Below are 14,676 nucleotides of genomic sequence, written 5' to 3' on the forward strand. Positions count from 1 at the left end.
TGATGGACGTCCGGATGCCGCCGACCTTCACCGACGAGGGGGTCCGCGCCGCCGTGCAGACCCGCCGCACCGCCCCGGTAGCCGCCGCCACCCGAGCCGCCCGCTCCGCCGAAGCCCCCGGCACTGCCGCCGTCACGCCGGGCGTTGAGCGCGCGCGGCTGCGTCCCACCGCGGCTGTTCGCCATGCCCGGCGACTGCTTCCACTCGATGAGCCCCTCGGGGATCTCCTGCAGGAACCGGGAGGGCATCGCCACGTTGACGTCGCCGAACTGCGCGCGGGTCATCGCGAGCGACAGGAAGAGCGACTTCTTGGCGCGGGTGATCCCGACGTAGAACAGGCGGCGTTCCTCGGCGGGGCCGCCCGGCTCGTTCGCGGACATCCGGTGCGGGAGCAGGTCTTCCTCGACACCGGTCAGGAACACCGCGTCGTACTCCAGGCCCTTCGCGGTGTGCAGCGTCATGAGCGACACCGTGCCCGAGGAGTCGTCGAGCTCGTCCGCGGCCGCGACGAGCGAGACCTCGGTGAGGAAGTCGGAGAGCGTGCCCTCGGGGTTGTTCTTCTGGAACTCGCGGGTCACGGCCACGAGCTCGTCGATGTTGTCGGCCCGGGCGGAGTCCTGGGCGTCGGGCGACTTCCGCAGGTTCTCGAGCAGCCCCGAGCCGTCGAGCAGCTGCGTCAGCGTGTCGACGACCGGCTGGGTCGCCGCGCGCGTCGAGACGTCGTCGAGCAGCGCCGCGAAGGACGTGATCGCCGTCCGCACCTTGGGCCCGAAGCCGAGCTCGTCGGCGTGCCGAAGGGCCTCGCGCATCGAGGTCTCGTGCTCGTCGGCGTACCGCTGCAGCGCGGTCTCGGTGACCGCCCCGATGCCGCGCTTCGGCACGTTGAGGATGCGGCGCAGCGCGAGCGGGTCGGCCGGGTTGGCGACCGTGATCAGGTACGCCATGGCGTCCTTGATCTCGGCGCGCTCGTAGAACTTCGTGCCGCCGAGCACCCGGTACGGGATCGCCGCCCGGATGAAGATCTCCTCGAGCGCACGGGTCTGCGAGTTCGTCCGGTAGAACACGGCCATGTCCCGGTAGGACATGCCGTCCTCGTGCAGCCGCTGGATCTCGTCGGCGACGAACTGGGCCTCGTCGTGGCCGGTGTACCCGGTGAAGCCGATGATCTTGTCGCCGGCCCCGACGTCCGTGAACAGGTTCTTCGCCTGCCGGTCGAAGTTGTTCGCGATGACGGCGTTCGCGGCGTCGAGGATGGTCTGCGTCGACCGGTAGTTCTGCTCGAGCAGGATGACCTTCGAGTTCGGGAAGTCCCGCTCGAACTCGACGATGTTGCGGATGTCCGCCCCGCGGAAGGCGTAGATCGACTGGTCGGAGTCACCGACGACCGTCAGGGACGCCGGCGCGATCGACCCGTCGGCCTCGCGCATGCGTTCCACGTGCTGCCCGGCGTCCTCGAGCTTGTCGACCTGCTCCACGGGCACCGGCCGGGTGAGTTCGCGGATCAGGGCGTACTGCGCGTGGTTGGTGTCCTGGTACTCGTCGACCAGGACGAACCGGAACCGTCGCTGGTAGAGCGCGGCGACCTCGGGGAACGCCCGGAACAGGAACACCGTCTGCCCGATGAGGTCGTCGAAGTCGAAGGCGTTCGCCCGACGCAGCTCGTTCGTGTAGCGGCGGAACACCTCCGTGAACATGACCTCCTGCGGGTCGTTCGCGTTGATGTTCCTGGCGTACGTGTCGACGTCCTGCAGCTCGTTCTTGAGCTTCGAGATCTTCGACGAGGCCGCGCCGACCGTCAGCCCGAGCGAGTCGGCCTCGAGCTCCTTGATGATCCGTTTGAGCAGCGCCCGCGAGTCGGCGGAGTCGTAGATCGTGAACGACTGCGGGAACCCGAAGCGCTCGGCCTCGCGCCGGAGGATCCGCACGCACGCGGAGTGGAACGTCGAGATCCACATGCCCTCGGACGCCTGGCCGACCAGGGCGTGCACGCGCTCGCGCATCTCGGCGGCGGCCTTGTTCGTGAACGTGATCGCGAGGATCTGCGACGGCCAGGCTTCGCGGTTCGCGAGCAGCAGGGCGATCCGTCGGGTCAGCACGCTCGTCTTGCCGGAGCCCGCGCCCGCCACGATGAGCAGGGACTCACCGCGGTACTCGACGGCTTCCTTCTGCTGGGGGTTCAGACCCGCGGTGAACGGGTCGTCGTACCCGCCGGCGCGGTTGCCCGCGCCCGGCTCGGGCGACTGGTCGAAGGGGTCGAGCACGATCGTCATGGCCGGGCCAGTCTAGGCGCGGCCCCCGACACCGGCACGCCCGGTCCGACCGCGACGGCACGGCCCACCTCCGACACCTGGCCGCGGCACCCCGTGCCCGGACCGGGAGGCGCGACACCTGCCCGGCACGTCGACCACCCACCGTCGCGGCCGGCCAGGAGGCGCGACCCGCCCCCGGCACGTCGGTCGCCTCGACGTCGGGACCGGGACGCGCGGCTCCCGCCCGACCCGCTGGCCGCGGTCGGCGGCGTGGTGCAGGCTGGCCCCGTGGGGACGTGGACGGCAGGGGACACCGTGGGACCGTGGAGAGCAGGCGACACCGTGGGGCTGGTGGCACGCAGTTGGCTGTGGATGTCCTTCGTCACCACACCGGTCACGATCGTGCTCGCCGGCGCGTGGCTCGCCCTGCTCCAGGACCCGGGCGACTGGACCGCCGTCGTGGTGTGGTTCTTCATCATCGCGATCGGTGTCGGGCTGGTCGGGCTCGGCGGCGCCGTCGTCGCCGCGCCGTTCACCCACGGGCTCGGACGCCTGCTCACGCGACGGCCGCTCCGACGGGGCGTGCACGTCGTCGCGCACGCCCTGCTCGCCGGCACGCTCGCGGCGCTGGGCACGGCCCTGCTCGGCGCGTGGTGGTCCGGCGGCGTGCCGGCACCCGTCTTCCCGCTGCTCGTGTCGGCCCCAGCCGGGGCAGCCGCCGCGATCGCGACGTGGCGCGCGACCGCGCCGGTCCGCGCCGATCCCGACCCCGATCCCGGGCTCGACACCGAGGCGAGCGGGAGTCCGCGCCCCGACGGGGTCGCCTGACCCTCGAGCGCCCGACACGACTCCGACGTTACCGGCGCGACGCCGACGTGACCAGCGCGACTCCGACGTGACCGGCGCGACCCCGACGTGTCCGACGGGACGCGGAAGCGGCCGACGCGGCGGCGACGGCACTCGTCGATCGGTCCGGCCCGTGGGCGGCTCGTCAGCCGGCCTGCCCCGCGACGAGGGACCGCGCCCGCACCGCGAGGTCCGGGTGGTCCGCGAAGACGCCGTCGACCCCGGTCCGCACGACCGAGGTGAACCAGCGCTCCCAGTCGCCGTGCGCCGCCACGTCGCCCCCGCGCCGCAGCGGAGCCGGGAGGAACCGGTTCTCCGGTCGGAGCGTCCACGTGTAGACCGCGAGGCCGGCCGCGTGGGCGCGGTCGACGATCGCGCTCCGCACCGGTCGGGGATCGCCCACGGCGACGGTGTCCGTCCCGGCCATCAGCGTCTTGAGGTCGACGCTGATCCCGTGGAACTCCGACGCGAATCCCGCCAGGGCCTCGTCGGTGCGCTCGGTCGCCCACGTGGGAGCCGCGGACCCGTGGGACGCGACCTCGTCGGCGGCGCTGCCACGGGCCTCCTGGAGGTACACGAGCCGGCCACCCGTGTCCCGTGAGCCGAGCTGCCGGAGCACGCGCTTCTCGAACGACTCGATCGTGAGCCGCTCGTCGTGCCGCCACCCGGCGGCACCGAGCGCGTCGTCGAGCAGCTCGGCCATCGGGAACCCGGCCTGCTCGAAGAACGTGGCGTGCTTGACCTCGGCGACGAGGCCGACCGGGCGCGGGGCCGCGTCGAGGACGCCGAGCAGGTCCTCGAGGCGCAGGACGTGCCCCTCGCCGTCGTGCGCGGCCGAGGCGGGGCGCAGCGCGGGCAGGCGCTCGCGGACCGTGAGGGTGCGCACCTCGTCCCACGTCATGTCCTCGGTGAACCAGCCCGTCACCGTCTGCCCGTCGATCGTCTTCGTCGTCCGCAGGTGGGCGAACTCGGGGCGCTCGGCGACGTCGGTCGTGCCGGAGACCTCGTTCTCGTGGCGCAGCACGAGCACGCCGTCCTTCGTCGGGACGAGGTCCGGTTCGATCGCGTCGGCGCCGAGCTCGACCGCGAGCTCGTACGCGGCGCGGGAGTGCTCGGGGCGGTGTCCGGACGCGCCGCGGTGGGCGATCACCTGGGTCATGCGCCGTACCGTACTGCCGCGTCGTGACCGGGCGGTGACGTGCTGCCGGTCCGCTGCTGCGAGACGTCGCAGACAGTGGGCGACTGCTCGGCCCGCTCGGGGCGTGCACGCAGACCGCGACCGTAGGCTCCGGAGGTGTCGGGACCGTCAGGACCCGCTTCCGCTCGCCGCGAATCCTCAGCCTTCCGCGGTGCAGCGACCCTAGGCTGAGAGGACTCGAATCTCCAAGGAAGAGGACACCATGGCCTTCAAGCCCGGTTTCGACCAGTCCCCCGCCTTCAACGACCAGGGCCGCGGCGCCTGGGGCGCCGGCGCTGGTCAGCAGCAGGCGGGCTGGGGACAGACCCCGAACCAGTACCCGCAGCAGCAGTACCCCCAGCAGGGTCAGTACCCGCAGCAGGGACTGTCGCCCGAGCAGCTGCAGTACATGTACGACCGCCCGACCGCCGACAAGGTCGACACCGACCGCATGTCCTACGAGGACACCATCGTCAAGACGCTCCTGGCGTTCGGCGTGCTCCTCGTCGGTGCGGTCGCCGGGTGGAACCTGCCCCCGGTCGTCTGGATTGTCGGCGCCCTGGTCGGCTTCGTGCTCGCGCTCGTCAACACCTTCAAGAAGAAGCCGTCGCCGGCACTCGTGCTGCTATACGCCTTCTTCGAAGGAATATTTGTTGGTGGCATCTCGGCCACTTTCAACGAAGTCTCCGACGGTATCGTCACCCAGGCGATTTTTGGCACTCTTGGGGTCTTCGCTGTCACACTGCTACTCTTCACGTCCGGCAAGGTGCGCGCGACGCCCAAAGCTACCCGTTTCTTCCTCGTCGCGATGGTCGGATACCTGATCTTTTCGATTGTCAGTATCGTCCTGCAAGCCACTGGCGTCACCGCGGGCTCGTTCGGTTTACGGAGTGAGCCGAGCTTCCTGTTCGGCATCCCATGGGGCGTCCTGATCGGCATCTTCGTCGTGGTCATGGCGGCCTACTCGCTGATCCTCGACTTCGACCAGATCAAGACCGGCGTGCAGCGCGGCGCTCCCCGCATCTACGCGTGGACGGCGGCGTTCGGCCTCATCGTCACCCTGGTGTGGCTGTACCTCGAGATCCTGCGCATCCTCGCGATCATCGCGAGCAGCCAGCGCAACTAGTCGACCCCGTTCGACACGGAGGGCCCCGGCACACGCCGGGGCCCTCTGTCGTTCCCGGGGCCCCGTCCGTTCCCGGGGCCCCGTCCGTTCCCGGGGCGAACGGCACGCCCGCTCCCCGCGCACGCACGAGGGCCCGGCACGCAGTGCGTGCCGGGCCCTCGGAGCGTCAGGGAGCGACTACTCCCACTCGATCGTCCCCGGCGGCTTCGACGTGACGTCGAGCACGACCCGGTTGACGTCGGGCACCTCGTTCGTGATGCGGTTCGAGATCTTCGCCAGGGTGTCGTACGGCAGGCGCGTCCAGTCGGCCGTCATGGCGTCCTCGGAGGACACCGGACGGAGCACGATCGGGTGGCCGTAGGTGCGGCCGTCGCCCTGCACGCCCACCGAGCGGACGTCGGCGAGCAGCACGACCGGGCACTGCCAGATCTCCTGGTCGAGGCCGGCCGCGGTGAGTTCCTCGCGGGCGATCTTGTCCGCCGCACGGAGCAGCTCGAGGCGGTCGCGCGTGACCTCTCCGACGATGCGGATGCCGAGACCCGGGCCGGGGAACGGCTGGCGGCCGACGATGACCTCGGGCAGCCCGAGCTCGCGACCGACCGCGCGGACCTCGTCCTTGAACAGCGTGCGCAGCGGCTCGACGAGCTCGAACGTCATGTCCTCGGGCAGGCCACCGACGTTGTGGTGCGACTTGATGTTCGCCGTGCCCGAGCCGCCGCCGGACTCGACGACGTCGGGGTAGAGGGTGCCCTGGACGAGGAACTTGACCTCGCCGGAGCCCTCGTCGCCGCGCGCCTCGAGGACGAGCGCCTCGGCCGCGGCCTCGAACGTGCGGATGAACTCGCGCCCGATGATCTTGCGCTTCTGCTCGGGGTCGCTGACCCCGGCGAGGGCGTCGAGGAACTGCTGCTCGGCGTCGACGGTGACCAGACGGACACCGGTCGAGGCGACGTAGTCCTCCTCCACCTGCTTGCGCTCGTCGGCGCGGAGGAGCCCGTGGTCGACGAACACGCAGGTGAGCTGGTCCCCGACGGCCTCGTGCACGAGCGCTGCGGCGACGGCGGAGTCGACACCACCGGAGAGCCCGGCGATGACCCGCGCGGAACCGACCTGCTCGCGGATGCGGGCGACCTGCTCCTCGATGACGTTGTTCGCGTTCCAGTCCCCCGGCAGACCGGCGGCACGGTGCAGGAAGTTCTCGAGCACGGCCTGGCCGAACACGGAGTGCTTCACCTCGGGGTGCCACTGCACGCCGTAGAGCTTGCGCTCGTCGGACGCGAACGCCGCGACGGGCGTCGACGCGGTCGACGCGAGGACCTCGAAGCCCTCGGGCGCCTTGGCCACGGAGTCGCCGTGCGACATCCACGTGACCTGCGACGCCGGCTGGTCGCCGAGCAGCACGCTGTCGGTGCCCGTGACGGTGACGTCGGTCGCGCCGTACTCGCGCTGGCCGGTCTGGGCGACCTCGCCGCCGAGCGACTTCGCCATGGCCTGGAAGCCGTAGCAGATGCCGAGCACCGGGACGCCGAGGTCGAGGATGCCGCCGTCGAGTGCGGGGGCGCCCTCCTCGTAGACGGACGACGGGCCGCCGGACAGCACGATGGCCGCCGGGTCCTTCGCCTTGACCTCGTCCGCGGTGATGGAGTGCGGGACGATCTCGCTGTAGACGTTCGCCTCGCGCACGCGACGTGCGATCAGCTGCGCGTACTGGGCGCCGAAGTCGACGACGAGGACTGGACGCTGGTCGGTCTCGCTCACCGAGCGGCCTCCTTCTCACGCTGCTGGGCAGCGGTCAGCTCGTGGTAGGTGTCCATGGCCTTCTTCTGCATGCGGTGCTCGACCACGAAGGACATGAAGGGGATGATGCCCCCGAGGGCGATGAGCAGGAAGCGGGACGGCCTCCAGCGCATGATGCTCCACAGACGGAAGTCCGTGAAGAGGTAGAGGACGTACAGCCAGCCGTGGGCGATGAGGATCGCGATCGACAGGTTGAACGTGCCGGGCGCCTCACCCGCGGTGCCGTTCGGGACGAAGAACGGCCCGTTGCCGAGCTGCATCTCGCGCTGCAGCGGCGTGTACTTGATGATCACCTCGACGACCAGGGCGAGCAGCAGCACGCCCGTGATGTACGCCGAGACGCGGTACCACTTGACGGCCCCGGGGATCTTCGGGACGTCGCGGGGGCGGACGGTCAGAGCCATGCCGACGATCCTACCGTCGGACCGTGTCGGCACCCGAGCCGGCGGTGGCCCCGGCGTCGGGACCGTCGTCCGCGGAACCGCCGGCAGCAGCGCCAGGGGAAGCAACGGACGACGCGGAGCGAGTCGCCGCCTCGAGACCCTCCTCCTGTTCACGTTCGAAGGCGTCCTTCACGAACCGGTACCAGAGGAAGACGGCGAACCCGGCGAAGACGACCCACTCGACCGCGTAGAACAGGTTGAGCCAGTCGAACTGGACCTCGCGCGTGGGGGCCCGGTCGGCGATGGTGCCGAGGCCGGCGGCCTTCGCGGTGGTGCCGTCGGCGACGACGTACCCGATGTACATCCGGTCGTCGAACGCCTTCCAGGTGTTCACGAACCGGGCGGGGGCGACGGCCGAGAACTCGCCCTGCTGGTACTTGTCCTGGTCGGGCGACTCCGCGGGGTAGTAGCGGCCCTCGACGGTGACGCGATCGCCGTCCGCGATGCGCTCTCCGCCGGCGAGTGCCTGCCGCCGCTGGTCGGACCACCCGATGACGACGGGCAGGCTCGCGCCGCTGCCCTCGTCGACCAGGTGCCCGACGGTCTGGTAGGTCCCGCCGCCGGAGCGCCCGGTGAGCAGGGTCGTGTCCCCGGCGACGAACGTGCCCGTGACGGTCACCAGCTGCCCCGCGAGCTGTTCCGGCGCGCCGCGCTCGGGCTCGGTGACGTCGTCGAGCGCCTTGCGCGTCTCGGTCGTGGCGGGCAGGGGCTTGCCGTTCGCGATGCTCCGCTCCAGCTGCCACTTGCCCAGGCCGGCGAACACCGCCGCGAGCACGAGCGCCAGCAGGAGCAGCGCGATCCACCTCGGTCGTCGGGCTACGGCCCACATCTGTATCAGTACTCCGGATCGCGCTGGCGGACCGGACGCGTTCGGCGTTCGGCGGGGAGCTCGACCGGCGACGTCACGGGTTCGACGGTCTCCGGGTCGGCGGTCTCATTGTCGCGCGCTTCCCTGCCCGCCGCCTCCACGAGGGCGAACTCCTCCGCGAACTGCCGGTCGCGCTCGGCTCGTCGGGCGGCGGCCGCGGCGTCCTGGTCGGCGACCCCGGCCTCGGCCGCGGCCTCCACCGCCTCGTCGAGCGCGGGACCGGCCGGGACCGCGCCGGCACCGCGGCCGAGTCGCGAGCGCAGGCGCGTGCGCAGCCGCGCGACGCGCGCCGGCCGCACCACGAGGCGGCCGATCCGGTCCGAGTTCACCGCGAGCAGCGGCCCGAGGACGGCCATGACGAGCACGTACAGGCCGGCGAAGGCGGTGATCCGTGCCTCCAGGCCGGCGGCAGCCGACAGCGTCGCGAGGATGAGCGCGAACTCGCCGCGGTTCACCAGGATCACCGCGGTGTTGATGCCCTGCTGGACGCTGAAGCCGTTCATCCGGGCGACGAGCTGACCCGCCACGGCGTTGAGCACGACGGTCATGCCGATCGCACCCAGGACGGGCCAGAGCACCTCGCCGAAGGTGGACAGGTCGAGGCCGAGCCCGAAGTTCACGAAGAAGAACGCCGCGAAGACGTCGCGCATCGGCAGGGCCAGCTGCTCGATGCGGTCCCGGTAGCGGGTCGCACCACAGAGCAGGCCGATCACGAACGCACCGATCGCGTCGGTGACGCCGAGCAGGTCGCCGATGCCGCCGAACATCACCGCGAGGCCGAAGAACAGCACCGTGAACAGTTCGTCGTCGCGGGTCGCGAAGATCTTCGACACCCACTTGCCGGCGAACCGGGCGAGGGTGAACATCACGACGAGGAACCCGAACGCCAGGCCGAGCTTGCCGACCACGCCCCAGACGTTCGTGTCGCCGGACAGCACGACCGAGACGATCGCCAGGTAGATGGCGATGAAGACGTCCTCGATCACGGTGACGCCGAGGATCATCGGGGTCTCGTCGTTCGCCAGACGCCGCAGCTCGATGAGCAGCTTCGTGACGATCGCACTCGACGACGTCGCCGTCATGCCCGCGATGATCAGCGCTTCACGGGTGCCCCAGCCGAGCGAGAACCCGAAGGCGAACCCGATGCCCATGTTGATCGCGACGTACGTGCCGCCGGACACCAGGAGCTTGCCGGCGTTGCCGTAGAACTCCTCCTGGTCGAACTCCAACCCGAGGTTGAACAGCAGCAGGATCAGACCGAACGTCGCGATGAGCTCGATCGTGTGCGACTCGACGTTGAGCCCGATCCACGGGGTGTGCGGGCTCGCGATGAGCCCGACCACCATGTAGATCGGGATGGCGGGCAGACCGATGGTCTTGCCCAGTCGCCCGAGCACGTAGGCGATGACGAACAGCACACCGATGGTGAGCAGTTCGCCGCCGAGGTGCACGGGTCAGCTCCCGGGCGGCGCCTCGGCGGCGGCCGCCGCCAGCTGTCCGCTGCGGTAGAAGGAGAACGCCTTGGCGACCTTCTCGGGAGCGCCCGCGACGACGATGGTGTCACCGGGGAACACGACGAAGTCGGGCGAGGGCGCGGGGTTCGCGCTGTCGCCGCGGACGACCGCGACGACGGTGAGGCCGATGAAGCCCGAGTCGTGCAGGTCGCCGAGGGGCTTGCCCGCGATGGCGTCCTCGTAGTCGACGCTGAACCAGTCGATCGACAGTCCGGGGATCTCGTCGAGCTTGTCGAGGCCCTCGGTGATGCGGGTGCCGCCGAGGAGTTCGGCGAGTGTGTGCGCCTCGTCCTCGCTCAGGCGGAGCGAGACCTTCTCGGACTTGTCCGCGCCGTCGGAGACGTCGGCGAACGAGATGAGGTCGGAGTGCCCCGACCGGTGCGTGATGACACCGCACTTGCCACCGTCGTCGGTGTAGAAGCTGTGCAGCACGCCGACTCCGGGGAGTTTGACGCGATGGACGTCGACCATGATGGCTCCCTTGGTGAGTACCCCGATGATAACCACCGGCCCCGACGCGGCATTCCGGGCGCTACGGTCGTCGCATGGGGAACACATGGGGGGCCCGACGCGTCACGGTCGCGGTCGTGGGGGTCCTGGTCGTCGCGGCGTACGCGGCACTGCTCGTCGTCGACGCACTCGTGCTCGACCCGCTCGCCGCCGTGCCCGGTCGCTCGCTCGACGGGCTGTACGCCGAGCTCGACCGGCAGGGCTTCGCGGTCGGCGCGGACGTCGCGACCGTCGTCGGCCTCGGCATCGCGGGCGTGGTCGTCGCCGTCGTGCTGGCCACCTGGCTGCTCGTGGCGCGGGCGCCGACCACCGTGCTCGTCGCCGCGCTGCTCGCTGTCGTCGCGCTGGGGGCGCCCGTGTCGTTCGCGAGCGGCTTCGCGCTCGGCATGGACGTCGCCGACGGCTTCGGGGTCGGCGGCGCTGCGCACACCGTGTGGGCCGGTGTCCGGTACCTGACGAGCGGGATCGCCTTCGTGGCCGTCCCGGTCGTGCTCGTCGTCGGGCTGACCCGGTCCGCGCGTCGGACCGCTGCTCCGGCGCGACCCGCCTGACCGACGGCGGCTCGCGCCGTGGACGTGCGGACGGACGGACGGGAGGCGCGTGGCGGGCCCGCCACGCGCCTCCCGTCCGTCACCGGGCCGGCCCGGCGTGGACGCGACCGCGCTACCGCGGCTCGGACGTCTTCTCGCCGATGACCTGCTCGTCCGAGGCCTTCGCGCCCTCAGCGCCGCTCGACCGGCCGCCGCCGACGACCACGTCGTCCTCGTCGAACCCGAACGCGATGTCCGGCGCCTCGAGCCGCACGCGGTCCGCGGACTCGTCGTCGGGCTGCAGCTGCGACTCCCGCTCGGCGGCGACCCGCTTGAGGTAGTTCGCGACCTCGTGCTCGGTGGTCTCCTGGTCCCAGCCGAGCACGTCCGCCATGAGCTTCGCCGCGACCGGGGCCGCCGACTCCCCGCGGTCCCAGGCCTCGATCGAGATGCGGGTGCGGCGGGCGAGGACGTCCTCCAGGTGCAGGGCACCCTCGTGCGAGGCCGCGTACACGACCTCCGCGCCGATGTAGTCGTCGGCCTGCGGCAGCGGCTCGCCGAGCGACGGGTCCGCGTCGACGAGCGCGAGCACCTCGGTCGCGAGCGTGCCGTACCGGTTCAGCAGGTGCTCGATCCGGACCTTGTGCAGCCCCGCGGCCCGCGCCGTGCGTCCGCGGCGGTTCCACGCGGCCGGGTACCCCTCGGCGCCGAGCAGCGGGATGTCCTCCGTCGTCGACTCCGGGATCTTGCCGTCCATCGCGGCGACGGCCTCGTCGATCGCGTCCTTGCCCATCACGCGGTAGGTCGTCCACTTCCCACCGGCGACGACCACCAGGCCGGGGACGGTGTGCGCGACGACGTGCTCGCGGCTGAGCTGCGAGGTCTGGTCCGACTGCCCCGCGAGCAGCGGGCGGAGGCCGGCGTACACGCCCTCGACGTCCTCGCGGGTGAGCGGGACCGCGAGCACCTTGTTGACGTGCTCGAGGATGTAGTCGATGTCCGCCGCGGTCGCCGCCGGGTGCGCCTTGTCGAGCTCCCAGTCGGTGTCGGTGGTCCCGACGAGCCAGTGCCGACCCCACGGGATGACGAACAGCACGCTCTTCTCGGTGCGGAGGATCATCCCCGTGTTCGACTGGAACCGGTCGCGCGGGACGACGAGGTGCACGCCCTTCGACGCCCGCACCTTGAACTGGCCGCGCGTGCCGATCATCGCCTGGGTGTCGTCCGTCCAGACGCCCGTCGCGTTGACGACCTGCTTCGCCCGGATGTCGAAATGCTCGCCGGTCTGGATGTCGTGCGCATGGGCTCCGACGACGCGCTCGCCGACCTTGATGAACCCCTCGATGCGGACCCGGCTGGCCGCGAGCGCGCCGTACGACGCGGCGGTGCGGACGAGCGACGAGACGTAGCGGGCGTCGTCGACCTGCGCGTCGTAGTAGGTCATGCCGCCGACGAAGGCGTCCTTCTTCAGGCCCGGCATGTTCTTGAGGACCTGCTTGCGGCTGAGGTGCCGGTGGTGCGGGACGCCGGGCGGGCGGCCGCCGGACCAGCTGAAGACGTCGTACATCGCCATGCCGATGCCGATGTAGAACCGCTCCCAGACGGGGTGGGTGAGCGGGTAGAGGAATCGGACCGGCTTCACCAGGTGCGGCGCGATGCGCTGGAGCAGCAGTCCGCGTTCGATGAGGGCCTCGCGCACGAGCGAGAAGTTGAGCTGCTCGAGGTAGCGGATGCCGCCGTGCACGAGCTTCGACGACCGGCTCGACGTGCCCGATCCCCAGTCGCGCGCCTCGACGATGCCGACGCTCAGGCCACGGGTGACGGCGTCGAGCGCGCTGCCGCCGCCGACGATGCCGCCGCCGACCACCAGGACGTCGAGCTCCTTGGTCTTCAGGGCCTCGATCGCCGCGGCGCGCTCCTCGGGGCCGAGCTTGGCCGTCGGGTCGAAGCCGACGCCCTGCGACCGGCCGGTGGCGGCTGAACCGCTCGTGCTGCCGTCGCGGCCGGTCGCTGCCTTGTCGGTCGTGCTGGTGGGTGCCTTCGCCATCGTCGCCTCCGAGCGTCCACGCCCGGAGCCGGCCCCCGAGCACGTTCCGAACCGGGTCCGCCCCGGCACGGTCGGCGCCGGGATGTCACCCGTGCGGGAGCACGGGACGCGTCACTGCTGGTGGTACGGCGCCACGACCACTTCTACTCGCTGGAACTCCTTGACGTCGGAGTACCCGGTCGTGGCCATCGACCGTCGGAGTGCGCCGACCAGGTTGGCCCGGCCGTCCCACGACGGGGTGGGGCCGTTGAGGATGTTCTCGAGCGGGGCGATCTGCCCGACCTCGACGCGGCGGCCGCGGGGCAGCTCGAGGTGGTGCGCCTCGGCACCCCAGTGGAAGCCACCACCCGGAGCCTCGGTCGCGCGGGCGAGGGCGGTGCCGAGCATGACCGCGTCGGCGCCGACCGCGATCGCCTTGACGATGTCGCCCGCGGTGTCGAGACCGCCGTCGGCGATGACGTGCACGTAGCGGCCGCCGGACTCGTCCAGGTAGTCACGACGGGCACCCGCGACGTCGGCCACCGCTGTCGCCATCGGCGCGTGGATGCCGAGCGCGGCACGCGTGGTCGAGGCCGCGCCGCCGCCGAAGCCGACGAGCACGCCCGCGGCACCGGTGCGCATGAGGTGCAGCGCCGACGTGTACGTCGAGGCACCGCCGACGATCACCGGGACGTCGAGCTCGTAGATGAACTTCTTGAGGTTGAGCGGCTCCTGGTTCTGGGAGACGTGCTCCGCCGAGACCGTGGTGCCGCGGATGACGAACAGGTCGACACCGGCGTCGACGACCGTCTGCGAGAACTCCTGCGTGCGCTGCGGGCTGAGCGACCCGGCGACCGGGACCCCGGCGGCACGGATCTCGGCCAGGCGTGCGGTGATCAGCTCGGCCTTGACGGGCTCCGAGTAGATCTCCTGCATGCGCTTGGTGACGTTGCCGTCGGTGAGGGTCTTGATCTCCTCGTAGTACGGCGTCGGGTCCTCGTAGCGGGTCCACAGGCCCTCGAGGTCGAGCACGCCGAGGATCCCGAGCTTGCCCATCTGGATCACCGTGGCCGGCGAGGACACGGAGTCCATCGGCGCGGAGAGGATCGGCGACGCGAAGGTGAAGGCGTCGATCGACCACTGCACGCTCACGTCGTGCGGGTCGCGGGTGCGCCGCGAGGGGACCACCGCGATGTCGTCGAACGCGTACGCCCGACTGCCGCGCTTGCCAGCACCGATCTCGACTTCAGTCACCGGGCAAGCCTAGCGGGCGGGGTGTCGCGGTGGCACGGGTGGACGGTGCAGGACGGCCGCCTCGCAGGGACCGGTCAGCGCCGGGGACGACCGCTCGGCCGACCGCGGTGGCGACGGAGCACCCGGAGCACGAGGCCGAGCAGCACCGCGAGCACCACGAGGACGACCAGGAGCACGGCCGCGACCTTGACGAGCAGGGCCGCCCCGACGAAGAGCGCCGCGAACACCACCCACACCAGGGCGTCGAGCACGAGGGGGCCGGGGCTGCGCACCCGCGTCACGCTAGCCGACGGGCGGGGGGTAGGTCGGGCCTCCCGGCCGCGCCGAGGCACGACG

Annotated in this window: 13 protein-coding genes; 3 read left to right on the forward strand and 10 right to left on the reverse strand. The window is 71.3% G+C overall.

Translation table 11 applies throughout. From position 1 onward, the window contains the following. Window positions 1-2,270: UvrD-helicase domain-containing protein (locus tag BEP24_RS13885; protein WP_253181701.1), on the reverse strand; the 2,270-nt coding region annotated here is incomplete at its 3' end. Between the two features lie 330 nt (window positions 2,271-2,600). Between BEP24_RS13885 and BEP24_RS17705 the strand changes: the two genes are divergently transcribed. Then, a complete protein-coding gene (locus tag BEP24_RS17705) occupies window positions 2,601-3,077 on the forward strand; it encodes a hypothetical protein (RefSeq protein ID WP_171898824.1) in 477 nt (158 codons plus the stop codon). A 163-nt stretch (window positions 3,078-3,240) separates the two neighbouring features. Here the strand turns inward: BEP24_RS17705 and BEP24_RS13895 are convergent, their stop codons facing one another. Further along, entirely contained in the window at window positions 3,241-4,254 is a 1,014-nt protein-coding gene (locus BEP24_RS13895; RefSeq protein WP_065964393.1) for a glycerophosphodiester phosphodiesterase family protein, read from the reverse strand. Between the two features lie 241 nt (window positions 4,255-4,495). On the opposite strand from BEP24_RS13895, the gene BEP24_RS13900 reads away from it, so the two are divergent. Then, window positions 4,496-5,398 carry a Bax inhibitor-1/YccA family protein gene (locus tag BEP24_RS13900; RefSeq protein WP_065964395.1) on the forward strand — a complete coding sequence of 301 codons (903 nt, stop codon included), beginning with the start codon at window positions 4,496-4,498 and terminating at the stop codon, window positions 5,396-5,398. Window positions 5,399-5,575: 177 nt separating this feature from the next. On the opposite strand, the gene guaA is transcribed toward BEP24_RS13900, so the two are convergent. The 5 genes from guaA to BEP24_RS13925 are packed head-to-tail and all read right to left on the reverse strand — an operon-like array spanning window position 5,576 to window position 10,491. Continuing rightward, window positions 5,576-7,156, reverse strand: coding sequence for a glutamine-hydrolyzing GMP synthase (gene guaA / locus BEP24_RS13905; protein WP_065964396.1), 1,581 nt, complete (start codon window positions 7,154-7,156; stop codon window positions 5,576-5,578). Beyond that, window positions 7,153-7,599 (reverse strand): DUF3817 domain-containing protein, encoded by a 447-nt coding sequence (locus BEP24_RS13910; protein WP_065964398.1) that lies wholly within the window; start codon window positions 7,597-7,599, stop codon window positions 7,153-7,155. Before BEP24_RS13910 ends, guaA begins: the two co-directional genes overlap by 4 nt. 10 nt (window positions 7,600-7,609) lie before the next feature. Then, entirely contained in the window at window positions 7,610-8,467 is an 858-nt protein-coding gene (locus BEP24_RS13915; protein WP_065964400.1) for an SURF1 family protein, read from the reverse strand. 5 nt (window positions 8,468-8,472) lie between these two features. Beyond that, window positions 8,473-9,957, reverse strand: coding sequence for a cation:proton antiporter (locus BEP24_RS13920; RefSeq protein ID WP_065964402.1), 1,485 nt, complete (start codon window positions 9,955-9,957; stop codon window positions 8,473-8,475). Between the two features lie 3 nt (window positions 9,958-9,960). Continuing rightward, window positions 9,961-10,491 carry a TrkA C-terminal domain-containing protein gene (locus BEP24_RS13925; RefSeq protein WP_058728934.1) on the reverse strand — a complete coding sequence of 177 codons (531 nt, stop codon included), beginning with the start codon at window positions 10,489-10,491 and terminating at the stop codon, window positions 9,961-9,963. A gap of 74 nt (window positions 10,492-10,565) precedes the next feature. Here BEP24_RS13925 and BEP24_RS13930 point away from each other — a divergent pair, with 74 nt between their 5' ends. Beyond that, window positions 10,566-11,081 carry a hypothetical protein gene (locus BEP24_RS13930; RefSeq protein ID WP_065964404.1) on the forward strand — a complete coding sequence of 172 codons (516 nt, stop codon included), beginning with the start codon at window positions 10,566-10,568 and terminating at the stop codon, window positions 11,079-11,081. A gap of 112 nt (window positions 11,082-11,193) precedes the next feature. Here the strand turns inward: BEP24_RS13930 and BEP24_RS13935 are convergent, their stop codons facing one another. From BEP24_RS13935 to BEP24_RS13945, 3 genes are all read right to left on the reverse strand, one after another. After that, on the reverse strand, window positions 11,194-13,107 hold the full coding sequence (locus BEP24_RS13935) for a glycerol-3-phosphate dehydrogenase/oxidase (RefSeq protein ID WP_065964406.1): 1,914 nt from the start codon (window positions 13,105-13,107) through the stop codon (window positions 11,194-11,196). Window positions 13,108-13,218: 111 nt separating this feature from the next. Further along, window positions 13,219-14,340, reverse strand: coding sequence for a GuaB3 family IMP dehydrogenase-related protein (locus tag BEP24_RS13940; protein ID WP_065964410.1), 1,122 nt, complete (start codon window positions 14,338-14,340; stop codon window positions 13,219-13,221). A gap of 74 nt (window positions 14,341-14,414) precedes the next feature. Continuing rightward, entirely contained in the window at window positions 14,415-14,612 is a 198-nt protein-coding gene (locus tag BEP24_RS13945) for a hypothetical protein (RefSeq protein WP_071246097.1), read from the reverse strand. Window positions 14,613-14,676 lie beyond the last annotated feature (64 nt).

Source organism: Curtobacterium sp. UCD-KPL2560 (assembly GCF_001705035.1).
Taxonomy (GTDB): Bacteria; Actinomycetota; Actinomycetes; order Actinomycetales; family Microbacteriaceae; genus Curtobacterium.

Bases quoted from the DNA above. Each gene is read 5' to 3' on its own strand.
- BEP24_RS13930 (WP_065964404.1), top strand. From the start codon at position 10,566: ATGGGGAACACATGGGGGGCCCGACGCGTCACGGTCGCGGTCGTGGGG.
- BEP24_RS13910 (WP_065964398.1), bottom strand. From the start codon at position 7,599: ATGGCTCTGACCGTCCGCCCCCGCGACGTCCCGAAGATCCCCGGGGCC.
- BEP24_RS13925 (WP_058728934.1), bottom strand. From the start codon at position 10,491: ATGGTCGACGTCCATCGCGTCAAACTCCCCGGAGTCGGCGTGCTGCAC.
- BEP24_RS13895 (WP_065964393.1), bottom strand. From the start codon at position 4,254: ATGACCCAGGTGATCGCCCACCGCGGCGCGTCCGGACACCGCCCCGAG.
- BEP24_RS13900 (WP_065964395.1), top strand. From the start codon at position 4,496: ATGGCCTTCAAGCCCGGTTTCGACCAGTCCCCCGCCTTCAACGACCAG.
- BEP24_RS13915 (WP_065964400.1), bottom strand. From the start codon at position 8,467: ATGTGGGCCGTAGCCCGACGACCGAGGTGGATCGCGCTGCTCCTGCTG.
- BEP24_RS13935 (WP_065964406.1), bottom strand. From the start codon at position 13,107: ATGGCGAAGGCACCCACCAGCACGACCGACAAGGCAGCGACCGGCCGC.